Source organism: Chryseotalea sp. (assembly GCF_057350905.1).
This window is the reverse complement of sequence record NZ_JBMRCF010000008.1, coordinates 755,121-777,506: the sequence shown is the minus strand read 5'-3', so window position 1 is coordinate 777,506 and position 22,386 is coordinate 755,121. Positions and strand designations below refer to the sequence as shown.

20 protein-coding genes and 1 pseudogene are annotated in these 22,386 nt (G+C 40.7%); 10 read left to right on the top strand and 11 right to left on the bottom strand.

The features are described 5' to 3' along the window. Positions 1–74: 74 nt before the first annotated feature. Both ACO1XM_RS11925 and mqo read right to left on the bottom strand, forming a co-directional pair. A complete protein-coding gene (locus ACO1XM_RS11925; RefSeq protein WP_486229183.1) occupies positions 75–395 on the bottom strand; it encodes a hypothetical protein in 321 nt (106 codons plus the stop codon). A 131-nt stretch (positions 396–526) separates the two neighbouring features. Beyond that, complete coding sequence (gene mqo / locus ACO1XM_RS11920; protein WP_486229181.1) at positions 527–2,026, bottom strand: malate dehydrogenase (quinone); 1,500 nt, start codon at positions 2,024–2,026, stop codon at positions 527–529. Between the two features lie 191 nt (positions 2,027–2,217). On the opposite strand from mqo, the gene ACO1XM_RS11915 reads away from it, so the two are divergent. Both ACO1XM_RS11915 and ACO1XM_RS11910 read left to right on the top strand, forming a co-directional pair. Further along, entirely contained in the window at positions 2,218–2,544 is a 327-nt protein-coding gene (locus tag ACO1XM_RS11915; RefSeq protein ID WP_486229178.1) for a PadR family transcriptional regulator, read from the top strand. Further along, on the top strand, positions 2,541–5,141 hold the full coding sequence (locus ACO1XM_RS11910; protein WP_486229176.1) for an ABC transporter permease: 2,601 nt from the start codon (positions 2,541–2,543) through the stop codon (positions 5,139–5,141). The genes ACO1XM_RS11915 and ACO1XM_RS11910 overlap by 4 nt, the downstream gene beginning before the upstream one ends. 124 nt (positions 5,142–5,265) lie before the next feature. Here the strand turns inward: ACO1XM_RS11910 and ACO1XM_RS11905 are convergent, their stop codons facing one another. The 7 genes and pseudogenes from ACO1XM_RS11905 to ACO1XM_RS11875 all read right to left on the bottom strand — a co-directional run bounded on the left by ACO1XM_RS11905 (position 5,266) and on the right by ACO1XM_RS11875 (position 13,349). Continuing rightward, positions 5,266–6,105: an alpha/beta hydrolase gene (locus ACO1XM_RS11905; RefSeq protein ID WP_486229174.1), complete on the bottom strand. Its 840-nt coding sequence runs from the start codon at positions 6,103–6,105 to the stop codon at positions 5,266–5,268. An 83-nt stretch (positions 6,106–6,188) separates the two neighbouring features. Then, a complete protein-coding gene (locus tag ACO1XM_RS11900; protein WP_486229172.1) occupies positions 6,189–6,752 on the bottom strand; it encodes a helix-turn-helix domain-containing protein in 564 nt (187 codons plus the stop codon). A gap of 134 nt (positions 6,753–6,886) precedes the next feature. Then, on the bottom strand, positions 6,887–8,689 hold the full coding sequence (locus ACO1XM_RS11895; protein ID WP_486229170.1) for an acyl-CoA dehydrogenase family protein: 1,803 nt from the start codon (positions 8,687–8,689) through the stop codon (positions 6,887–6,889). A gap of 53 nt (positions 8,690–8,742) precedes the next feature. Beyond that, positions 8,743–9,096: pseudogene (locus ACO1XM_RS11890) on the bottom strand (four helix bundle protein). A 45-nt stretch (positions 9,097–9,141) separates the two neighbouring features. Further along, positions 9,142–10,314: an acetyl-CoA C-acyltransferase gene (locus ACO1XM_RS11885; RefSeq protein ID WP_486229168.1), complete on the bottom strand. Its 1,173-nt coding sequence runs from the start codon at positions 10,312–10,314 to the stop codon at positions 9,142–9,144. Positions 10,315–10,406: 92 nt separating this feature from the next. Continuing rightward, positions 10,407–12,806 carry a 3-hydroxyacyl-CoA dehydrogenase/enoyl-CoA hydratase family protein gene (locus ACO1XM_RS11880; protein ID WP_486229166.1) on the bottom strand — a complete coding sequence of 800 codons (2,400 nt, stop codon included), beginning with the start codon at positions 12,804–12,806 and terminating at the stop codon, positions 10,407–10,409. A gap of 93 nt (positions 12,807–12,899) precedes the next feature. Next, the gene (locus ACO1XM_RS11875; protein ID WP_486229164.1) at positions 12,900–13,349 is read right to left on the bottom strand and encodes a MarR family winged helix-turn-helix transcriptional regulator; all 450 of its coding nucleotides are present in this window, start codon (positions 13,347–13,349) and stop codon (positions 12,900–12,902) included. A gap of 238 nt (positions 13,350–13,587) precedes the next feature. Between ACO1XM_RS11875 and ACO1XM_RS11870 the strand changes: the two genes are divergently transcribed. From ACO1XM_RS11870 to ACO1XM_RS11855, 4 genes are all read left to right on the top strand, one after another. Next, a complete protein-coding gene (locus ACO1XM_RS11870; RefSeq protein WP_486229162.1) occupies positions 13,588–14,424 on the top strand; it encodes a universal stress protein in 837 nt (278 codons plus the stop codon). A gap of 18 nt (positions 14,425–14,442) precedes the next feature. Next, positions 14,443–15,270: a universal stress protein gene (locus tag ACO1XM_RS11865; protein ID WP_486229160.1), complete on the top strand. Its 828-nt coding sequence runs from the start codon at positions 14,443–14,445 to the stop codon at positions 15,268–15,270. Between the two features lie 67 nt (positions 15,271–15,337). Continuing rightward, positions 15,338–15,886 carry a DUF2911 domain-containing protein gene (locus tag ACO1XM_RS11860; RefSeq protein WP_486229158.1) on the top strand — a complete coding sequence of 183 codons (549 nt, stop codon included), beginning with the start codon at positions 15,338–15,340 and terminating at the stop codon, positions 15,884–15,886. Positions 15,887–15,943: 57 nt separating this feature from the next. Further along, positions 15,944–16,552 (top strand): DUF1684 domain-containing protein, encoded by a 609-nt coding sequence (locus ACO1XM_RS11855; RefSeq protein WP_486229156.1) that lies wholly within the window; start codon positions 15,944–15,946, stop codon positions 16,550–16,552. A gap of 7 nt (positions 16,553–16,559) precedes the next feature. Here ACO1XM_RS11855 and ACO1XM_RS11850 read toward each other — a convergent pair whose 3' ends face one another. Beyond that, a complete protein-coding gene (locus ACO1XM_RS11850; RefSeq protein WP_486229154.1) occupies positions 16,560–17,222 on the bottom strand; it encodes a TMEM175 family protein in 663 nt (220 codons plus the stop codon). A 106-nt stretch (positions 17,223–17,328) separates the two neighbouring features. Here ACO1XM_RS11850 and ACO1XM_RS11845 point away from each other — a divergent pair, with 106 nt between their 5' ends. The 4 genes from ACO1XM_RS11845 (at position 17,329) to ACO1XM_RS11830 (ending at position 21,603) form a co-directional block, all read left to right on the top strand. After that, positions 17,329–18,558, top strand: a complete 1,230-nt coding sequence (locus ACO1XM_RS11845) for a tetratricopeptide repeat protein (protein WP_486229152.1) — start codon at positions 17,329–17,331, stop codon at positions 18,556–18,558. Positions 18,559–18,782: 224 nt separating this feature from the next. Continuing rightward, entirely contained in the window at positions 18,783–19,367 is a 585-nt protein-coding gene (locus ACO1XM_RS11840; RefSeq protein WP_486229150.1) for a YceI family protein, read from the top strand. A gap of 30 nt (positions 19,368–19,397) precedes the next feature. Next, positions 19,398–20,906, top strand: coding sequence for a hypothetical protein (locus ACO1XM_RS11835; protein ID WP_486229148.1), 1,509 nt, complete (start codon positions 19,398–19,400; stop codon positions 20,904–20,906). A gap of 88 nt (positions 20,907–20,994) precedes the next feature. Next, positions 20,995–21,603, top strand: a complete 609-nt coding sequence (locus ACO1XM_RS11830; protein ID WP_486229146.1) for a hypothetical protein — start codon at positions 20,995–20,997, stop codon at positions 21,601–21,603. Here the strand turns inward: ACO1XM_RS11830 and ACO1XM_RS11825 are convergent. After that, a complete protein-coding gene (locus tag ACO1XM_RS11825; protein WP_486229144.1) occupies positions 21,600–22,379 on the bottom strand; it encodes a sulfite exporter TauE/SafE family protein in 780 nt (259 codons plus the stop codon). The genes ACO1XM_RS11830 and ACO1XM_RS11825 overlap by 4 nt on opposite strands. Between the last annotated feature and the right edge of the window lie 7 nt (positions 22,380–22,386).

Genomic DNA, 22,386 nt, shown 5'->3' with positions numbered 1-22,386 from the left:
GGTTTTTTTATGGATATCAAATGCTCAAACTTCTAGCTAAAATTAATGTTGTCTGCTTAGGGTAAGAGGTTGTTTTATTTTTTTGCCGGTTGTTGCTTACTTCTGAAAATCATAACAATAGCAACAATAAAAAGCAGCAGTAAAAATGGGCTCACCACAAAATTGAAAGGGTGCATATCCCAATCGAAAAGGCCATCAAATATCCAACCAACAAAACCAAAGACGCCACCAATGAGACCGGCAAATAAACCAAAGACGCCAGCAATAAGGGCTATAACTAAACCGAAAGCACCTGCTACCAAGCCAATAAGCCCCCCTGCTATTCCTATCCACAGTGGAAAGGTTAATAATAACACAATTAAGAGCAAAACGGAGTTATTAGAGGAGCGCGCCATAGGGAGTATTTTTTCGATGGGGATCAAAAAAGAGGCCAGTTCAATAAACAGCTTATAAAAAGCAAAAAGGGAGTTTATTGTAAACTCCCTTCAAAATATTGTTCATTCATGAACACCGCTCTTGTACGCTTTTAATACAATTTCAGCAACTGTGTTGTTTTGTTTCTTGTTTCATCAATAGCACTCTCCTGCTTTGAAAGATCAAGTCCAAACGATGGTGCCATCTCTTTTAACTTGCTTTGCCATGCTGCTGATTTACTTTCTTTTGGAAAGCACCTGGGCAAAATGCCAAACATAATGGCAGCAGCAGTAGAGGCACCTGGTGATGCGCCAAGCAATGCGGCTACACTTCCATCTGCAGATACAATCGCCTCTGTACCAAACTCCAGTTTACCTTTTAAACCTTCTTCTTTTTTAATAACCTGTACTCTTTGTCCTGCACGCTTCAGCTCCCAATCTTTAAGTTCTGCCACCGGCACATATTCTTGCAATGTTTTCACACGGTCCTCATGCGAAAGTCGTACTTGTTTGATGAGGTATTTCGTTAGCGGCACATTACTCAATCCTGCGGAAATCATAGGAGCAAGATTATCGATACGAAGTGACTTGGCAAGATCTGTATGCGATCCGCTTTTTAAAAAGCGCATGGAAAATCCTGCAAACGGACCAAAGAGCAATTCCTTTTTTCCGTCAATCACACGTGTGTCTACATGCGGTACAGACATGGGGGGAGAACCAACGGCCGCCTTGCCGTATACCTTGGCATTGTGCATTTGTATTAACTCTTCATTATTACATTTTAACCACAAACCACTTACAGGAAAGCCGCCATAGCCTTTACGCTCTTTTATCTCAGCATCCTTTAACAAATGAAGCGTTGCACCTCCTGCGCCAATAAATACAAATTGCGTCCGGCAATCTTCCTTTTTCTTAGCAAGCATGTGCTTGGTTTCTACCAACCAACCGCCTTTTTTATGCGGATCAATATCTAAGACCTCAACGTTGTAATGGACTGTTACTCCGGGCATGCTTTCCAGTTTTTTTATCATTTGCCGGGTAAGTTCTCCAAAGTTTACATCAGTACCTGCTGCCATGTTCGTAGCTGCCAGTGCTTGTTTCTGATTTCTTCCTTTCATAATCAAAGGTGCCCACTCTTTAATCAAGTCAGCATCTTCTGTATACTGCATACCATTAAATAGTGGGTTAGTATGCATCGCTTCATATCGTTTCTTCAGGAAAGAAACATTATCATTTCCCCACACAAAACTCATGTGTGCAACCTGCTTAATAAAGGTTGATGGATCATTTACATATTTCTTTTGAACAAGGTATGACCAGAATTCTTTAGAGACTTCAAAGTCCTGACAGATTTTTGCGGCCTTGCCCGTATCAATAGAACCATTCGGTTTTACCGGTGTGTAATTCAGTTCGCAAAATGCAGCGTGACCTGTGCCTGCATTATTCCAGGCATCAGAGCTTTCAGTACCCGCCTGATCCAGTTGTTCAAAAATCTGGATGGTGAGATCTGGGTTAAGTTCTTTAAGAATAATACCAAGTGTGGCACTCATGATACCAGCACCAATAAGGGTAACATCGGTTTCTTGAACGAGGGGCTTTGTGATGTGAGGCATGCTTTTTTGGAAAAGCAACTAAGTTATGCTAAGTACTCACACGGCACAAGTGCTGGCCCCGTCCTTTAAAAAATATAGATCGTTGGGTGAAATCTCTCTTCGTTTTCGTGTAAATCTAAGTTTTTTCTATTTGTTCTGAAAAACAGAAACAAATAAGGAGGCTTTACGTATCAGGAGTTAAACTGTTCTACATGAAAACGTATTTAGGTGAATTGGAGGAATTGGTGCTTCTCACCATAACTGCCCTGAACGACAACGCATATGGAGTGTCTATTCAGCAGGAGCTTGAGTCTCGGTGCGACAGGAGCATTAGTATTGGTGCCTTGCACTCAACCATTACCCGTTTAGAAGAAAAGGGCTTCCTCAAATCATGGGTTGGTGGTGCTACTGCCGAACGTGGCGGACGCAGCAAGCGCTATTACGACATTACACAAGCAGGTAAAAAAGCACTAACCGAAACTAAAAGTCTGCGCGACCAATTGTGGGATCTCTCTAAAATAAAACTTGCCTCCCGATGAAAGCTCACCCACCCAAACTTGCGCAAAAGCTTTTTGACTGGTATTGTGGTTTTGCCAAAGTAGACGATTTGCGTGGCGATCTTGACGAGTGGTTTTATCATCATGTTAAAACCAAATCAATTGCTATGGCCAAACGCACCTATTGGAAACAGGTGCTTTCCCTTATGTTTTCTTATGCCCTTCGTAAAAGAAAAAGAAATGCTCAATCAGGTATTTATTCATCCAACACTATCTCTTTATCTATGATCAGAAACTTTCTAAAGGTTGCTTTACGCAACTTGTATCAGTATCGGTACTTTACGTTATTAAATGCTTTTGGCTTGGCCATCGGTATGTCTATAAGCCTGTTGCTTATTTCTATGTATGGTTATATCAGTACCAGCGATAACTTTCATGCTAATGGCGATAACATTTATACGGTTATCAGTAAAAGAACGGAGGGCTTTGAAGAAAGAAATTTTGCCTCCTCACCTATTGCACTGGCTGATAAGCTAAAAGAAGAATTTATTGGAGCTAAAGAAGTTGTGCGTATCAATTCTTCCTTTGAGGGTGACGTTGTTCAGGAAAAAGAAAACATTCGCATACAAGGTTATTTTGCCGATCAAAGTTTTCTTCGTGTGTTTACTTTTACCATGCTCAGCGGCAATACACAAAGTGCTTTGAGTAAACCGAATACGCTTGTGCTTACTGAAAGTGCTGCCTTAAAATTCTTTGGATCTGTTGATGTTGTTGGCAAGTTCATAGAATTAAAAGAGCAGGGCAGCTATGAAATAACCGGTGTACTAAAAGACTATCCGAAAAATACCCATTTTAAATTTGAGGCCCTGGCATCGTTTGCCTCACTTCCTCCCAATGAAGGTTTGAATACAGAACAATGGACCGAATACCATGATCAGTTTATTTATGTACTGTTGAAAGAAGGAACAAAGACTAAAGATTTGCAAGCATACCTGACACAAGTAGAAAAAAGTACGTATGCGAATACTTCGGTTAAGGTAAACTTTGGTTTGCTTGGTTTGGAAGAAATCATTACAAGCGATCTTTCTAATGCGATTGGTCCTAAGTGGGAAACTTCGGGCTTTATTGTTTTCGGTGCTATTGCCCTACTCATTCTTTTGCCGGCCTGTTTCAATTACACAAATATTTCAATAGCCCGTGCACTTAAGCGTTCCAAGGAAATTGGTTTGCGCAAAACTATGGGGGGTGTTAAGAGTCAGATATTCTTTCAATTTATTACAGAAACAGTAGTGATCTGTTTAATCTCTCTAATGGGTGCATGTGGAATTTTTCTTTTATTGAGAGACGAATTCAAAAGTATATTGGTAGAGGCTTCGGTGCTTGACCTAAGCATTACATTGAAAATAGCAACTTTGTTCATTGCTTTTGCCCTTGTAACCGGACTAATGGCGGGTTTGTTTCCGGCCTTGTATTTTGCAGGACTAAACCCCATTGAGGCACTTAAAAGTAAAGTTTCTACCCGTGCCTTTAGTGGCATGCGTATTCGCAAGGGCCTGACAATTTTTCAATTCGCACTTTCCTTTTGTTTTATTTTATCTCTTATCGTTTTTGGCAGGCAGTATCATACTTTATTAAATTTTGATTTCGGTTTTCAAAAAGAAAATATTGTTAACGTAAACCTGCAGGAGGTTAAGCCGGAAATACTGAAGACTGAATTTGAAAAATTATCTGTTGTTCAATCTGTGTCACTCTCATCAGGTTCTCCAGGACTTTCTAATTCAACCACCTGGGTAAATACTGCAGATCGTGATTCTGTCAAAGTTTCTCAACTCTTTATCGACAGTGATTTTCTTGAAAGCCTTAAACTTAAATTAATACTTGGCAAAAACTTTCCTGAGGCTGTCTCTACTGAAGAGCGCTACTGTCTTGTTAACGAACAGTTTCTAATTAACAATAAAATTGCATTAGAAGATGGTCTTGGTAAGACTCTTTTTATAGACAGCATGGAACTACAAATTATTGGTGTAGTCAAAAATTTCCACTATGCTCCTCCACAAATACCCATCGGTAATTTTATTTTTAGAAATAATGTGTCACAGTTTTCTCAAGCCAATGTGCTTGTGGATGTTTCTGATGTGTTCGGAACATTTACCGCCATGGAGAACAGTTGGGAAAAATTAAGTGAAAACACCAAACTGGAGGCCGCCTTCTTTAAAGATGAGTTGAATGATTCATATCAGGTTTACGGTTTGTTATTAAAAATGGCAGGCTTTCTTGGTCTGTTGGCCATTAGTATCTCTATCCTTGGTTTGTTAGGCATGGTTGTTTACACAGCGGAAAACAGGGTTAAAGAAGTGAGTATTAGAAAAGTGCTTGGCGCCAGTGCTTTTGGTATCACGATGTTATTGTCGCGGGACTATTTAAAACTTATTATCTGGTCTATTGCCATCGGCATTCCCTTGGCCATTGGTATTTATGAAACCGTGTTTACCCGAATACCTGATTACCATACCAACTTAACTGTGCTTGATATTGTATTGGGTGCTTTCGGATTAATTAGTCTTGGTTTATTTACCATCGCATCACAGACTTATAAAACAGCCTTGTCTAATCCTGCTGATACATTGAAGACGGAGTAATCAAATTCATTATATCACGGAATAGGTTTTCCATTCGGTGATATAATGAATGAACTTTAAGCCTTACAACTAAGCATGTTAATGATGAGGTTTGCTTCGTTTATTCTGGTCATACCATATTTAACTAATCTACGTCATTAACCTGCGACCAGTATTTTAAAGCCATAGGCAACGATTGCTTGGCGTTTGTTTCATGCGCTGCGTCTTTGGTTACTTCCCATTTCCAATTGCGGTTTGCAGAATCGCTTTTTTCGATTTGCCATTTTAGTTTTTCAAAGCCTTGTCTCATTCTGTCAGTCTCTTGCTCCCCCACACTTATAAAGACTAATCCCTTCGGTGAACCATTTTTTTTAATATAGCTTACTGTTTTCTCAATCAATATACTGTCTTGTCGCCAAACAGGCGCGCTAAAAATTAATCTTGCTTGAAATACTGTTGGATTATTGATAATTGAATAAAGTGTAAGTAGCCCTCCACGCGAGTTACCTACCAGTGTGTTATGCCCACTACAACTATACTTGTTTTCAATAGTTGGCTTAACTTCTTTTTCAATAAAAGTTAAGAAGTTGTTACCGCTACCAAACTGACTCGAGGCATCCTCTGTATCCGTTTTCATAAACGGAGGTATAAGATTCTTTGATCGGTTTTCTGCGGACATGTTCGGAATACCGACCACTATACCCTCGCGCGCGCAATGTGCCTTCGCTAAAACATCAAGTGTTTGATCAAGGTTCCGATCAAGGGAGCCGCCATCTAAAACATAAAAGACAGGGTACTTTTTTGTAGGGTCGTAATCAACGGGAAGGTGTATCAGCAAATCTCTTTCTTCCTGTAATACCTTGGAATATAGTTTTACTTTAATTTCCTCCGCGTACGCTTCTTCCTCTGATAGAGAGGCTGTGATCAATAGTGTAAGAATAGCGCCTGTAGCTACCAGCGCTAAATAAAAGATTATTTTCTTCATAGACTTTTTGGCAAAGGTGCTTTGCAAAGCCCAATGCATATGCCGCTTTTAGTGCGACATTTCTACGACATTCGATGAATTAATTAAAATAACACCGGAATTGTTCTATAAACACGGTTAAGGTCGCCAGATTTTATCTGTATGCTGGTGCGAATAGTCAAAATAAAATTAGGCAGTGTACACACAAGATAAGCAGGTATCAGAATTGAGAAACGACCGATCATGACAGATCCAGTAATACTTATTTGAAGGGTTTGTATTAAAACAAGTAATAGAATCGTGCTTATTGTCCACAAAATTTGAAAGCTAAGCATGCGCTGCGCATGTTTCTTTACATCCGCTGCTTTTATCTTTTTATAGTAAAGCAATGGTAGAAAAATATTTAAGGTTGGTATAAGTAAAAACAGTGCTGATGTATTCATCTTTATCAGCCATTTTATTTCATCATTTGAATTTTCTTCCTGAAGTTGTTCAAAGGGAACGTCTAATACTTGTGCTAATCTTTTTAAGGTATCTGCCCTCGGGGCTACATGCTCCTTTTCCAATCGTTGTATGGTGCGGAGCGATACTCCGGCATGTTCAGCAAGCAATTCTTGTGAAAATCCTTTTTTCTTTCTTAGCAAAACCAGTCTTTCTCCAAATTTCATAGATTGTTCGAAGTAAGGGAAAAAATCCTTTCGACAACAAGCCTATCTGGTGTTTATCCCCTAACTTAAATAAAAAACCCCGTCATTGCTGACAGGGTTTTATTGTCTTGTTTCTTACTACTTATGTCTGAAGTCTAAAAAGCATATTCGCCTTTCTCAATAGCATAGTTAGCCACCTTCCGTCTTGCTTCTTTCAAGTTGTAGCTTTCCACTTTTGTGAATCGTTTTAAACCCATCAACATCAGGCGTTGTTCGTCACCCTCAGCAAATGAAGTGATAGCACTTTTACCTGCTGATGCTGCTCTTTCAATAGCTGTATGCAAATAGATTAGCGCCATTTCCTTTTGTATTTCACAGGCTTTTTCTCCACGCAGTCCTATTAGTTTTTCTACACGTAGTAAAGTTGACTCCGCTACATAACCTTCAATAAGCATGTCAGCTAAGTTCATGAGTATCTCCTGCTCATCGCTCAGCTTCATCATAAATTTCTGAATGGCTGCTCCTGCTACCATTAGACCTGCCTTCTTTAAATTGGCCAGGGCTTTCTTCTCTTTTACAAACAGCCCTTCTTCTTCAGTCGCACCAAAATCAGGGATTGACATCAGTTCTTTCTGCACAGCCATAGCCGGATTCATTAAATCAAGCGAACCTTTCATCGCACGTTTTAACAACATGTCTATTGTAAGCAGGCGGTTGATTTCATTTGTTCCCTCAAATATTCTATTGATACGTGCATCGCGGTAAGCGCGATCCATCGGTCCTTCAGCCGAGAAACCCATACCACCATAAATCTGAACACCTTCGTCTACTGTAAAGTCAAGCACTTCAGAGCCATGTACTTTTAGAATTGCACATTCTATCGCAAATTCTTCCAGAGCTTTTAAACGAGCCTTTGCAGAATCCATACCTCCCGCAACAAATGCATTATAAGCATCATCAATGTTTTGTGACGCGCGGTAGTGTGCAGATTCAGACGCAAAAATTCTTGTTGCTGCTTCTGCGATTTTATGTTTGATGGCGCCAAAAGAGGAGATGGAGACACCAAACTGTTTGCGTTCGTTGGAATACTTGATCGCTTTTGATAGGGCCATCTTGCTTCCACCAACAGCCGCAACACCCAACTTAATCCTGCCGATGTTAAGGATGTTTACTGCTATTTTAAAGCCGTTCTCACGTTCGCTTAACATGTTTTCAACGGGCACCTTGCAATCGTTAAAGAAAATCTGACGGGTAGAAGATCCTTTGATACCCATCTTCTTTTCTTCCTCGTTCATGGTTACCCCACCGAAAGATTTCTCAACAATAAAAGCGCTCAGGTTTTTATCATTGTCAATTTTAGCAAACACCACAAAGATATCAGCAAAACCACCGTTGGTAATCCACATCTTTTGTCCGTTGATGACATAATGTTTACCGTCAGCTGATAACACTGCCTTTGTTTTGCCTGAGTTGGCATCTGAGCCTGAATCTGGTTCGGTTAAACAGTAGGCTGCCTTCCACTCGCCCGTAGCTAGCTTAGGAATGTATTTTTTCTTTTGTTCTTCGTTCCCGTAGTATAAAATCGGCAGTGTACCAATACCTGTGTGAGCTGATAAGGCAACAGCAAAAGAATGGCCACCGCCAATTACTTCAGCTACCAGCATAGAGGTGTTGAAATCCATCCCAAAACCACCTAGTTCTTGTGGAACTGATGTGCCTAATAAACCCAACTCACCTGCTTTATCCATCAAAGATGGCATCAGCTTAGGATCTTTCATCGAATCGATATCATCCAGACGTGGGTAAATTTCTTTCACCAAAAAATCCTTGCATTGCTGCATGATCATTTTTTGTTCTTCATTAAATTCTTCCGGAATGAAGACCTCGTGTGCTAATGTTTCGCGAATCAGGAATTCCCCTCCTTTGATTGCTGATGTTGTTTGTGTTGCTGTTGACATAATTTTTAGACTTTAGATATTAGACAATAGACGTTAGACCTTGTCGCTCGCCACTATACTTTAATTGTTTTTATTAATCCGTAAATCATCTTTTGTAGCTCCTCAAGCGAGGTGTTTAACTCATTGGTTCTTTCTTGATTTAATAATTCAATATCTTGAGACAAAATGAGAAGTGTTTGCAATTCATAGGCTGAACCCAAAGCCACATTCAAGAAATATTAAAAATCTTTGTCTGTGTTTCGCCCACTTCCTTCTGCAATATTTGAAGGAATTGATACAGCACTTCTTCTCATTTGTGAAATCAATCCATATTTTTCATCTGCTGGAAAATTCTTTGTATCGAGATAAATCTCTTTAACAATCTTTCTTGCGTTTTGCCAGACTTTCAACTCTTTGAAATTATGCATCGTATGCTTCTAACGTCTTACTACTTACGTCTAACGTCTCTTCTATTACAGCATCTCATAAATCCCTGCCACACCTTGTCCTCCTCCTACACAAGCCGTTACCATACCGTATTTTTTATTTTGTCTGCGCAGTTCATTAAAGAGTTGTACTGACAAACGCGCACCTGAGGATCCTAAGGGATGTCCTACGGCAATGGCACCACCATTCACATTTAATTTGCTGCGATCAATGCCAAGTTCTTTTACCACAGCCAATGACTGTGCTGCAAATGCCTCGTTCAATTCAAACAAATCGATGTCTTGTAGTTTTAATCCGGCAATTTTTAATGCTTTTGGGATAGCCGCTACCGGTCCTATACCCATAATGCGTGGATCAACACCTGCTGTAGCATAGCTCACCATTCTCGCTATTGGTTTTAGATTCAGCTGCTTCACCATGCGCTCGCTCATTACGGCAACAAAGGCTGCTCCGTCTGAAGTTTGTGAAGAGTTACCTGCTGTTACTGTTCCGCCTGCCGCGAACACTGGTTTTAGTTTTGAAAGGCCTTCAAGCGTTGTGTCAGCACGAATACCTTCGTCTTGCTTTACTATAAACTCTCTTGTCTTCTTCTTCATGTTTTCATCCACGTATACTTCTTTCACGGTGATGGGAACAACTTCATCTGTAAACTTACCTGCCTTCCACGCAGCTGCAGCCTTTTGGTGCGACTCCACCGAAAACTGATCTTGCTCTTCGCGGGAAACACCATATTGCTTCGATACTTCTTCAGCCGTTAAACCCATGCTTGTATAGTAAGTCGGGTTCTTGGTAGCGATCTCGTAGTTCAATACGGTTTTAATTCCCATTACCGGTACTAATGACATTGACTCTGTACCTCCGGCAATAATCACATCGGCCTGACCAGCTTGTATACGCTGACTCGCTATCGCGATGGTTTCCACACCTGATCCGCAGTAGCGATTTACAATCATACCCGGTGTGTCTATGCCTAAAGACAGCAGGGAGATAATTCTCCCCATCTGCATGCCCTGTTCTGCTTCCGGTACAGCATTACCTACAATTAAATCATCTACCATCTTGGGTTCAAGACCGGGGATTGACTTTACTAAATGCTTGATTACATCTGCCGCCAAATCATCGGGGCGAACGAAACGAAAGCCTCCTTTTTTTGCTTTGCCTACGGCTGTTCTATATCCTGCAACAATGTATGCGTCCATATTTTCTTTGTTTAGTAGTAAGTAGTAAGACGTTAGTAGCAAGATAACAACCGAGTTGTCTTATGTCTTACTACTAAAGTCTTACGTCTATTTTAGTTTCTTAGTGGTTTCCCTCCTGTTAAAATGCTTTGAATTCTTTCCAGTGTTTTCTTTTCACCGCAAAGCGATACAAAGGCTTCGCGTTCTAAGTCTAGCAAGTATTGTTCGCTTACTTCTTGCGGAGAAGTTAAATCACCACCACACATCACGTTTGCAATCTTCATAGCAATTTTCATGTCGTGGTCAGAAATGTAGCGACCCATTTTCATACCGTTAACACCGGCAGCAAATAGGCCAAGGCCTGCTCTGCCTTGTACTTTAATATTGTTGGCTTGCACCGGCATAGTATAGCCAGCATCTGCCAATTCTATTACAGCTGCTTTCGCGTCCAGAATTTGTCTGTCTTTGTTAATGGTTATTCTGTCTTGTGGACGAAGGATACCCATATCTCTCGCATCTTCTGCTGACAAAGCCACTTTTGCAGTAGCAATGTTCATGAAAGCATTCTGCAAAGCATTTAATTCAGCATCGCCTTCTTGCATGCGATCACTTACACGCTTGGTAAATTCTTTTGTTCCACCTCCACCTGGGATCAGACCAACACCTACTTCAACTAAACCAATATAGGTTTCTGCTGCTGCCAATGCCACGTCTGCATGCATAGTCATTTCGCAACCTCCACCTAGGGTGCGGCCTTGTGGTGCTACTACGACAGGCACTGATGAATAACGCAGGCGCATCACAGAATTCTGGAAGGCACGCACCATGAAATCAATCTCATCATAATCCTGATCGATGGCATACATAAAGACCAGACCCAGGTTAGCACCCAAAGAGAAGTCTGGACCTTGATGACCCACCACTAAACCCCTGGCTTGTTTCTCTGCTAGTTCAATGGCTTTGTTCATGCCTTCAATCACGGAGCTGCCAAGCGTATAGCTCTTACTGCTCCATGAGAAGTTGTACACGCCATCACCAATGTCAGTCACTTTTGATTCTGCATTTTTCCAAACCGTTTTATCACTTAAGTTTTCTAATATGATAAAGCCTTCGCGACCAGGAATTGATTTGTATGATTTAGTCGGGATGTCATAATATTTACGCTGACCTCCTTCTACTTTATAGAATGTTTTGTTGCCCCCAGCCAGCATATCGTAAACCCATTGATTAGGTTTTACACCGGCTGCTTCCATGGCTTGTACTGTTTTCTCAACACCTACAGCATCCCAAGTTTCGAAAGGCCCAAGTTCCCAACCAAAACCTGCACATACTGCATCATCAATTCTGAAAAGTTCATCACTTATTTCTGGAATGCGATTAGAAGAGTATTGGAATAAACCGAAGAAAGAGTCGCGGTAGAAATCACCAGCCTTATCTTTTCCAGCCATTAATACTTTAAAACGATCCTTTAAATTATCAATCGTTTTAGTGGTTTCGAGTGTGGCAAATTTCGCTTTTGCTTTGGTCTTGTATTCGAGCGTGTTCAGATCAAGCGTAAGAATTTCAGTTTTACCTGAAGCATCTTTGCTCTTCTTATAAAAACCTTGTCCTGTTTTATCACCTAACCAATTGTTCTTTTCCAGTTTAGCAACAGCTTCCGGGAGTTTAAACATTTCGCGGCCTTCATCATTGGGTAAGCCTGCGTATAAATTGTTAGCTACTTTTACTAAGGTATCCAAACCCACAAGATCAGATGTTCTGAAGGTTGCTGATTTAGGACGGCCGATTACAGGGCCTGTCAGTTTATCAATTTCATCAACATTCAGTTCATACTTGCGCATGGAGTCAATTACTTTTAGTAAGCTCCACACACCAACCCGGTTACCAATAAAAGCCGGAGTGTCTTTACACAACACTGAGGTCTTTCCTAAATACAGATCACCATAATGCAGTAAGAATTTCGTGATCTCCGGATCAGTGTGTGGTGTAGGGATTACCTCAAATAATTTTAAGTAACGGGGCGGGTTAAAAAAGTGTGTGCCTGCAAAATGTTTTTTGAAGTCATCACTTCTGCCTTCTGCCATTAAATGGATAGGAATACCCGAAGTGTTTGATGTTACCAGTGTTCCTGGTGTTCTGTGTTTTTCAACCTGTTCGTATACTTTCTTTTTAATGTCCAGATTTTCAACTACTACTTCAATAATCCAGTCGTAGTTTTTAATCTTGGCTAAATCATCATCGAAATTCCCGAGTGAAACACGAGAAATAAAACGCTTAGAATAAATAGGTCCCGGGCTTGATTTAATACTGCGATCGAAAGAACTGGCTACAATACGGTTCTTCACCAATTTATTGTCCAAGGTAAGTCCTTTGGCTTTTTCTTCTTCTGTCAATTCTTTTGGCGCTATGTCCATAAGTAACACCTGGCAACCAATGTTGGCAAAGTGGCAGGCAATGGCTGAACCCATCACACCGGAACCGAGTACAGCTACTTTTTTTATTGATCTATTCATAGTTCGTTGTTGGTTGTTCGTTACTCGTTGGTCGTTGTTGGTTTGCCAATCCATGAGAATCGAACAACCAACAACGATCAACGAATAACCAATTTAAGTATATGCTTTTACGTTAATGTTATCCTTTTCTACTACTTGTTGTATGCTTTGAATTACTTCAAAAAACACATTGAGTTTTTCCTCAGAAATCTCTTTGCGTACCGCATTATTAAAATTCAATACTGTCTCTTTTGCTTTATCGCGCTTTTGTCTGCCTTCTTCCGTAAGGTAAACGCGCACAGAACGTTTGTCGATGGCATCTGTTTTTCTAACAATTACGCCTCTTTCTTCCATCGTGTTCAACAAACGGGTGAGACTTCTTGCTTCCAAACCCATTAAAGGTGCTATCTTAGTTGCTGGCGTTCCCTCCTCTGCATTGATGGTGAGGAGTACAAAACCCATGGCCATGGTTGCATCATAAGCAGCTGCCTGCTGGTTATACATGCGGGCTATGGCATGCCAGGCTGCTTTAATGTGGTGGTCAACAGTTTCTTCTCTCCGCATACGATTTCGCTAAGCGAATTCGAAGGTATAAAATTTTTATTATGCATGCAGAGCAAATTGATTTTTTTTGGTTTTGTTAAGCCAAATCTTACTTTTTCTTGGTTTTTAAAGGGTTTTTCCCATTAAAATTTTGTGTGCCTTAGGGTCTAGGACTGATTAAAATTGCGAAATGCACTGCTTTTCATCAGTCGCTTTATGTGTGTTAATCGCTTGTTTAGTATCCAAAACCAGTAACCATATGAACTTGCTTGTGCCTACCGATTTTTCTCCGTGTGCCGATCACGCCATCAACTTTGCTGCATTATTGGGGCGAAGAACAGGCCACGACTTACGTCTGATCCATGTTTATGCGCCAGTTGATTTGGCCAACACTGCCATGATCACTTTTGTAGAACGTGAAACGGAGGAGGCACAGAAAGAAATTAAAGACAAACTCCATCGTACTTGCATGACCACGGCTGAAAAAAATAATATCGGTTGCAGTCATGTGCTGCGTGTAGGTGCACTTACTGAAAATATTTTAGCTGAGGCCGAAGAAACCGATTGTAAAATTATTATAATGGGTACTGAGGGTGCTCGTGGTTTAACTAAACTGTTGTTCGGTAGCAGAACAAGCAGTGTTATTGAAAATTCAGATTTCCCCGTGCTGGCAGTTCCTCCACAAGCATCATTAAACCTGCCGAAGAAAATTGTTTTCGCCACAAACTTTTTTGATAGCGATCTGGATACCTTAAAACAATTGCTTGAATTGGTAAAGGGATGGAAACCAGAAGTTTATTTACTACACGTTTCTCATGACAACCTACGGTCGGAGCGCGACTACATTGAAAATTTTTCGAAAGCTGTTTTGAAGGAAACGGATTACAAACACCTCTACTATTACGTACTCCCTCATGAGAATAACGAAAGGGGGATAGAGTTATTTATCAAATCTGTGGGTGGCGAAATGTTGGTGTTATCCACACGCAAAAGATCTTTTCTCGAAAAGGTTTTTAATGCCAGCCTCACCAAGCAAATTGCTTATCACTTAACAGTACCGCTACTTGCATATCATACGCAGCTTGTTGATAAATAAAAACTAAAAACCCAGGTTATGAAACTGCTCGTACCCACCGATTTTTCTAAGCCCTCTAAAACAGCACTGCTCTATGCAGCACATATGGCTAAAAAATTACAAGGAGAAATTATTGTCTTGTGGTTTAACAGTATACAATCAAGTAAAAAAACATTGAGCAAATGGAAAAAACTTGAGGCTGACATGATCGCCATTGCACAGGAAGATGCCAAGCACCTGGTAGAAGCTGTGCGCTCGTCTGTAAAAGGCAGCATCTCATTCACCTATCATTTCACGTCAGGATCATCTTTTGCTGAAAGTGTAGATGACTTTGCTGTAAAGAATGATGTGGACATGATCATCATGGGTACTAAAGGTGCGTCTGGTGTAAAGAAGTTAATCATGGGTAGTCATGCCGCTTCCATGATTGACCATAGCCGTGTACCTGTTTTAGTAATTCCTGAAAAGGCCAGCTTCCGTCCTTTAAAAAAGATTGTGTATGCTTCTACGCTTTATGAATGGGAGTTGGAGATCAGAACCATAGCCACTCTTGCTGCTATTTACAATGCCGTTGTGCATGTTTTACACATAAGTCCTCTTTCATCTAAAGCTAAAACCGATAAAAAACTTTTACCTGAAATGATTAAAACTGCAGGGTATCAAAAAATTATTTATCAGGATGTTAAGGATGACAATATAAGTCAGGCTATTGATGATTACATTCTTGCGACCAATGCTGATATGCTGGCTATGTTCACCCATAAACTTGATACCTACGAAAAACTATTTGGGAGGAGTGTAACGCGTCAACTCGCTTTTCATGCCCATGTGCCCTTACTTACCTTTAACAAGACTTTGTTAATCTGACCTCGGAGGCCTCGGAATTTTTTCAGCAATTAATTCGTTAATTTTACTTACCCTAAACAAACTAAATATGGTAAAGAAAATATTGATTGGTGTTCTTGTGGTCGTAGCCATTCTGGGTGCTGCCTTTGCATACATGATGAGTCGTAATCGTACAGTGAGTCCCGCAGGTGAGGCTTCTTTAACCAACGGTGATTTAACTGTATCGGTAAAGTATAGCCGTCCTTCGGTTCGTGGACGTTTGATTTTTGGAACAAAGGAACAAGGTGCCTTACAACCCTATGGTGTTTATTGGAGGTTGGGGGCTAATGAACCCACTGTAATAACTTTTAACAAACAGATTAACTTCAATGGTCAGCCGGTTGATGCTGGTACATACACTATGTATGCCGTTCCTGAAGAAGGTGGTTTTGAAATTATCCTTAATCCGGAAATTGAACCCTGGGGTATTTTTGAACCTGATCACAGCAAAGATGTTCTCAAAACCAAGGTTCAATCTCAGGCTGGAGCCAGCACTATTGAACAATTTACAATTAGCACTTTGCCAATGGAACAAGGTGTTAATGTTTTATTTGAATGGTCTGATATCCGCTGGAGCATTCCTGTTACTAATCAATAATTATTTTCTGCTGATGGGGTCGTGCTTTTTCCGCGGCCCCTTTTTTAATCCCTGACTATGCGTCTTTACCTTACACTTCTTATTGCTTGCTTATGCTCTTTGGCCTATGGTCAAACAAACCATCAATTGGATATAAAAAAATTTCATGACGAGCTGAATGCGGAATACAAAGATCCTAAGAAGTCACCGCTGGATGCTAAAAGCAGAAAGAAATTTAAGCGGCACGATTTCTTCCCTGTCGATTCTGCTTATCGTGTAACAGCCACTCTTCATATTACTGAGAATACGCCTTTCTTTAAAATGCCAACAACGGGTGATCGTTTGCCCCAATACAGAAAGTATGGAGATCTTGTTTTTACATTAAAGGGAAACAACTATACATTGCCTGTCTATCAATCGTATGATTTAATGCGTTTGCCTGCCTATAAAGATTATCTCTTTCTACCCTTCACCGATTTAACCAATGGTACCAGTTCTTATGAAGCCGGTCGTTACATTGAGTTACGTTTACCAAAAGCGGGGAATAGTATTATCGTAGATTTTAACAAAGCCTATAACCCCTACTGTGCTTATAACCTCACTTATGCTTGCCCCATTGTGCCTGCAGAAAATCATCTTGATTTACCGATTGAAGCTGGCGTGCGTTATCTTAAAAAGAAAAAGTAAGCATTTACTATTCGCTCTCAAGCTCCTCCGATGCAAGCTTTTGCACAGCAATCAGATCGTTTTGTTTCTTTTTATAAATGCTGTCACCTATGGCTTGTAGAATAAATATCAAAATAAAGGCATAGCGACTGGTAAAGGGTGCAAACATAGCTAAGACAATGGCCAATATAAAAACAGCCGGTACAATAAGTGCCCTGCGTTTGCTCCATTTAACAACAGCCTCGCCCAGCGCATTTTTAAGGTCTTCTGTTTTAACAACGTGTGCCATTAACAAATAATTAAAAACACCAATCACAGCAATGTTTAAACAGTATAGGCTAAAGGCGATATTATCCATAAAGCCATAGTTAGCATAGAGTGCCGTTGTAAATGGCATTACCACCACGAAGAATAGCAACCAGATATTAATCCATATAAACCGATTACTCACTGTTTTAACATAGGTACAGGTTACCATGTGTGCTTTCCAAAATAAAGCCGTTACAATAAAACTGATGGCAAAGCATATAAAGTTTGGAATCCGGTTAAGTAATATATCGTCAATGCCGAGGCTTTGTGCTTCGGCCATCGAGGGCAGTTTTATTTCCAAAACCAACAATGTCATGGCGATAGCAAATACTGCGTCACTAAAGAAAACTGTTCTTTCGGGGGGAAATTTATTGATAAGCATCTGTCCTTAACTATTACTTCACGTCAATTTATGCAAGTAGTGGATAAGTCTCAACCTCGGGGCTCAATTATTCTCTTTCGTTCAACTATATTAGTAAATCATTACTATGCTTCATGCCTGTAATCATATTATCCTGCTGTTTTGTTCGGTGCTGATCTTTGCCGGAGTAAATGCTCAGTCGCAGGTGTTAAATCAAAAAGAAGACGCAGCTGTGAGTTTTGCTGCTGGGGAGCGTTTCATGGATAATAATGAATGGGAAGCTGCCCTCGCATCCTTAAACACTTGTCTGCAGATTGACCCGGCTTTTGCTGATGCTTATTATGCACGTGGACTTGTAAGGGAGCACTTTGAATTATGGGCAGAGGCACTTACTGATTTTTCTATTCACTTAACTTTAAAACCAGACCATGGTGAAGCGCTTTTTAAAAGAGCACAGCTGCACTATCAGCTTAAGCATTATAGCCTGGCCAAAGAAGATTTTCTGAAACTTTTGAAGCTTCCCGCTGGAGAAACTTCAACCATTTTTTTCGAGCGGAATAACTTTAAGGGTGGTGTTAATCAGATTTTTACTGCACAGGGCAGTGGTAAAAAACGTATTTACAACTGGCTTGGGTTAACAGAGACTGCACTTCACGAATATTCTCAGGCATTAATACACTTCGATTCTGCCCTTCGCCTATCGCCCCGCGATCCGGATCTTTATGTTAATAAGGGTATAGTTTTCGAAAAAGGTGGTGAAGTCACAAAGGCTAAAACGGCTTATGCTAAGGCACTGGAAATAGACCCTAACCACGCCCTGGCCTACTTTAATTTGCAGGCGCTTAGCCCTGGACTTAATCAAACAAAATCAACCCTGCTACTCGACTCTGCCATTGCAAATAATACAACGCTACCCTATGCGTATGCGGAGCGTGGTTATATACACCTGAACAATGGAAAATATCTTGAAGCCTTAACAGACTACAACAATGCTATTAAGATCAACCCAAAAGAAGCAGACTATTTTTTAAACCGAGGTGTTATTCATGAAAAGCTGAAACGGCCTGAACAAGCTTATGCTGACTATTCAATGGCGCTTCAGTTAGATGAAAGTTTGGTTTCGGCCTGGTTAAACCGAGGCAATGTCTTACTTAAGTTAAAAAAAGAAAAACTAGCTGTTGAAGATTACAGTGCTGCCATTGCCTTTGAGCCCGATTATGCTGCTGCTTATTATAACAGAGGCATTGCCTATTATCAGTTAAAACAGCTGACAGAAGCGTGTCGTGATCTACGCACAGCAAAGCGCTTAGGGCTGGCCTTGTCTTCTTCTCTTGAAAGTACCGTTTGTGGTAATTAAGCCTTGTTGTTTGCCCACTATTAGAATAATAATCCGGGCATAGCATTTTCATCTGCATTTGTAAACAGACCCTTCACGCACTTGAATCGGTGCTTTTCTTATTTTGATTTGACTTGGTCAGTTTTTTTCATGACAAAGATCATATACTATCCTAAGTAGCATCAATCTCTGCTACTTCTTGCTGCCGTAATCTTGTCATGCAATTACACACAAACACACGCAACATGAGAACACAAGTTAATTTTTTAGCAAAAGCACGCACGACTGCGACTTTCGCTTTGCTGCTCTCCCTGGTCGTTTCCGGATTCGCGCAAGATGTTTACAAAACACAGAAAGCAAGTCTCGTTATTAAGGGCACCTCTACTATGCACGATTGGGAAATGAAGAGCGAAGCATTCAGCTGTCAATCATCTTTTACTCTCGATAACAATAAAGTAAGTGGTGTTAAGTCTTTATCACTTACAATTCCTGTGCAAACTTTAAAAAGTGGTAAAGGTGCCATGGATAAAAATGCATACTCCGCCCTAAAAGCAGATACACACAAACAAATATCTTATACCATCAATTCTACAAAACTGGTTGGTGATAAATTGATTTGTACTGGCAACCTTACTATAGCAGGTGTAACCAAAGCTATGGAGGTAGAGAGCATCTGCGCTGTAAACGCTGACAATACAATAGTTTGCAAAACCATAAAGAGTTTTAAAATGAGTGAGTTCAAAGTTGAGCCACCATCTTTTATGTTCGGCTCCGTTACAACGGGTGACGACATTACACTAGAGTTCAATCTTACCTTCAAAAAAAGCTAATCTTCAATTAAACTTTAACCTTAATTATTTATGAAAACGATGATTTCCCGACTAAGCTCAATCATGATGATGGGCTTACTTTTTCTGGCGGGTACTGCCTTTGCGCAACAATCTGCCATACAATACTGGCGCCCATACGACCAACGCGGTGTCAATATGTTCGAAACTTCAAAAAATGATACTGTCGTTTTTGAAGGCTTAAAAGTTCGCTTTGGTGCCGGCTTTACACAAGGTTATCAGAGTATGAAACACAGCAACAGTGCACGTGCCATCTTAAGTGCTACGGGTGCTCCTACGTATACTGAAACAGCACCCGGTTCTGGTGTGTTCAACAATCCTGCAAACATTACGATCGCAAAAAATCCTAATGTCTCTGGTGGATACACAGCAACGAATACAGTGACCAATGCAACTACAGCGTATATCAACGCTAACCAATTGTATGCTATGGCTGGTGGCTTTCCGTTGGCACAAGCCAACCTGAACATCGATGTGCAGTTAGCTGATGGTATTAGTTTGAATTTGGTTTCCTACATGTCATCTCACCACCACAATGAATTCTGGGTTAAGGGTGGCTACTTGAAAATTGATAAAGTAAGTTTCCTAAACAGTGCATTTTTCGATAACATGTGGAAAAACCTTACTTTAAAAGTTGGTCACATGGAAGTAAACTATGGTGATGCTCACTTCCGCAGAAGCGATGGTGGTCATACGCTACAAAACGCTTTCATCGAAAACAACATTATGGATGAGTTCACCACAGAAATTGGTGCCGAGCTTTACTGGCAAAAAAATGGTATACTATTAATGGCCGCCTTTACCGATGGTGAAATACAAGGTAACATTGCTGATCCTCCAATGCCTGGCGCTAAACGCAAACCATCACTTTACGGAAAAGTTGGTTATGATAAACAAGTGAATGACGATCTCCGCGTACGCTTAACAGGTTCTTTGTACACTACGAAATCTTCTGCAAGCAACACCATCTTTGGTGGTGACCGCACAGGTTCTAACTACTTGTTTGTAACAGACAACACTGCTGCTACCATTACAACTGCGTATACATCTGGTCGCTTTAACCCTGGCTACCGCGATAATGTTACAGCTTACATGATCAACCCCTTTGTAAAATTTGGTGGTCTTGAGTTCTTCGGTACTTATGAGTACGCTTTCGGTAAGAATGCACTTGAGAACGGTGAGGGTTCTGCATGGGGATCTGAAGACTATGATAACCGCCAGACCCACCAGGCTGCCGGTGAATTACTCTACCGCTTTGGAAAAAATGAAAACCTCTACATTGGTGGTCGTTATATCAAAGTAAGTTCTGTGATTCCTTTCGGACAGTCTGCTGCTAATGCAGGAACACGTACGCCCATCACCATCGATCGTACCTCTATCGGTGCCGGTTGGTTCATTACGCGCAATGTGTTGTTGAAAGGTGAGTATGTAAATCAAAACTATGATGGTTACCCTAACACTGATAGATTGTCTGGTGCAAACTTCAAAGGTGTTGTAGTACAGGGTGCTATCTCCTTCTAAGTGTAAATACCAGATTCTCTTTAAAGTTCCGGTTGATGTTATCAACCGGAACTTTTCATTTTTAAGAAGATGTTCTACCTTAGTGATTATGCAGCGCCTCATCTTCATTGCTTCTCTTCTTTTGTTTGCTTCCTTTCGCAATGATGAGTCTCCCTATTTAATTCATAGGCTTATCGTTCAGCCCAGCAGCACACTTACTATTGATGGCAAGACGAATGTGAACTCCTTTCGCTGCGGGATAACACAATACACCGGACATGATACCCTGGTCATCCACGAAGGAAGTCCTTTGCGTAAACCTCTTTTCATAAAGGGAAAAGTTTCTTTACAGGCTTCTCGTTTCGATTGTGGCATGCAAATGATGACGCACGATTTCAACACAACACTTAAATCAAAACAATATCCTTATATCGTCATTGACTTCAAATCATTTGAGCGTCTGCCTGACTATAGCAAAGCGGAAGATAAATTCAATGGCACCATGACCATCTCTTTAGGTGGCGTTACAAAAGTAGTTGATGTTGTTTGTTTCATTAAAACCAAACCAAGTGGGCAGATTCATTTAAGTGGTGGGCGACCTTTTTTGTTTTCGGATTTTAATCTGGAACCCCCTGATAAGATGATGGGCCTTATTAAAATCCAGCAAGAGTTAATGGTGCAGTTTAACCTGATATTATTACTGGATAACAACGGCTAGCTGAAAACATCAAAAGCAAAACGCACAATGGTGGCGCAAATAATAAACAGGAAAAAGATTCTTATGAACTGATTTCCTTTTAGTAGCGCGAAGCGTGTACCTGTAAATCCGCCCATCATATTGCAAGCAGCCATAGGAATGGCCAGTTCAATTATAAAATGTCCGGAAAGTGTAAAGTATAAAATAGAGGCTGCGTTGGTAGCCAGGTTAACTGATTTGGCGTGTGCACTGGCATGCATAAAATCAAAACCCAGCACACTAATAAACATCAACACTAAAAAACTTCCAGTGCCCGGGCCTATAAAGCCGTCATAAAAACCAATGACCAAGCCAGCTGTGATACCCCGCAAAAGTGCATTGGTAAATGAAAGATCTTTTGCCTCGTGCTGACCGAAATTCTTTTTTGTGTAGGTGTAAAATGCGACACCGATAAGGGCAACCAGAATAATGGGTTTAAAAACCTCATTACTTATTTCGGTTACAAGCATGGATCCAAGCATGGCTGCGCAAAAAGCTGACAGGGCAATCCATACCAGCAGGCGCCACTTAATATCAACATGCTTTGCATATTGATACAGAGAAACTGCAGTACCTGAAAAGGAGGGTAGCTTAGTGGTGCCCAACAGAGTAGCTACTGGATAATTGGGGAACACCATGAACAACACTGGCGTCTGTACTAATCCTCCTCCCCCAACGATAGCATCAATAAAACCAGCGGCAAAAGCGGCTACGCAGACAACTAAAACACCCGCGAGATTACTACTGAGCAAATCCATATACTAT

Coding starts and splice junctions, on each gene's coding strand:
- ACO1XM_RS11925 (WP_486229183.1), bottom strand. CDS start 395: ATGGCGCGCTCCTCTAATAACTCCGTTTTGCTCTTAATTGTGTTATTA.
- mqo (WP_486229181.1), bottom strand. CDS start 2,026: ATGCCTCACATCACAAAGCCCCTCGTTCAAGAAACCGATGTTACCCTT.
- ACO1XM_RS11915 (WP_486229178.1), top strand. CDS start 2,218: ATGAAAACGTATTTAGGTGAATTGGAGGAATTGGTGCTTCTCACCATA.
- ACO1XM_RS11910 (WP_486229176.1), top strand. CDS start 2,541: ATGAAAGCTCACCCACCCAAACTTGCGCAAAAGCTTTTTGACTGGTAT.
- ACO1XM_RS11905 (WP_486229174.1), bottom strand. CDS start 6,105: ATGAAGAAAATAATCTTTTATTTAGCGCTGGTAGCTACAGGCGCTATT.
- ACO1XM_RS11900 (WP_486229172.1), bottom strand. CDS start 6,752: ATGAAATTTGGAGAAAGACTGGTTTTGCTAAGAAAGAAAAAAGGATTT.
- ACO1XM_RS11895 (WP_486229170.1), bottom strand. CDS start 8,689: ATGTCAACAGCAACACAAACAACATCAGCAATCAAAGGAGGGGAATTC.
- ACO1XM_RS11885 (WP_486229168.1), bottom strand. CDS start 10,314: ATGGACGCATACATTGTTGCAGGATATAGAACAGCCGTAGGCAAAGCA.
- ACO1XM_RS11880 (WP_486229166.1), bottom strand. CDS start 12,806: ATGAATAGATCAATAAAAAAAGTAGCTGTACTCGGTTCCGGTGTGATG.
- ACO1XM_RS11875 (WP_486229164.1), bottom strand. CDS start 13,349: ATGCGGAGAGAAGAAACTGTTGACCACCACATTAAAGCAGCCTGGCAT.
- ACO1XM_RS11870 (WP_486229162.1), top strand. CDS start 13,588: ATGAACTTGCTTGTGCCTACCGATTTTTCTCCGTGTGCCGATCACGCC.
- ACO1XM_RS11865 (WP_486229160.1), top strand. CDS start 14,443: ATGAAACTGCTCGTACCCACCGATTTTTCTAAGCCCTCTAAAACAGCA.
- ACO1XM_RS11860 (WP_486229158.1), top strand. CDS start 15,338: ATGGTAAAGAAAATATTGATTGGTGTTCTTGTGGTCGTAGCCATTCTG.
- ACO1XM_RS11855 (WP_486229156.1), top strand. CDS start 15,944: ATGCGTCTTTACCTTACACTTCTTATTGCTTGCTTATGCTCTTTGGCC.
- ACO1XM_RS11850 (WP_486229154.1), bottom strand. CDS start 17,222: ATGCTTATCAATAAATTTCCCCCCGAAAGAACAGTTTTCTTTAGTGAC.
- ACO1XM_RS11845 (WP_486229152.1), top strand. CDS start 17,329: ATGCTTCATGCCTGTAATCATATTATCCTGCTGTTTTGTTCGGTGCTG.
- ACO1XM_RS11840 (WP_486229150.1), top strand. CDS start 18,783: ATGAGAACACAAGTTAATTTTTTAGCAAAAGCACGCACGACTGCGACT.
- ACO1XM_RS11835 (WP_486229148.1), top strand. CDS start 19,398: ATGAAAACGATGATTTCCCGACTAAGCTCAATCATGATGATGGGCTTA.
- ACO1XM_RS11830 (WP_486229146.1), top strand. CDS start 20,995: ATGCAGCGCCTCATCTTCATTGCTTCTCTTCTTTTGTTTGCTTCCTTT.
- ACO1XM_RS11825 (WP_486229144.1), bottom strand. CDS start 22,379: ATGGATTTGCTCAGTAGTAATCTCGCGGGTGTTTTAGTTGTCTGCGTA.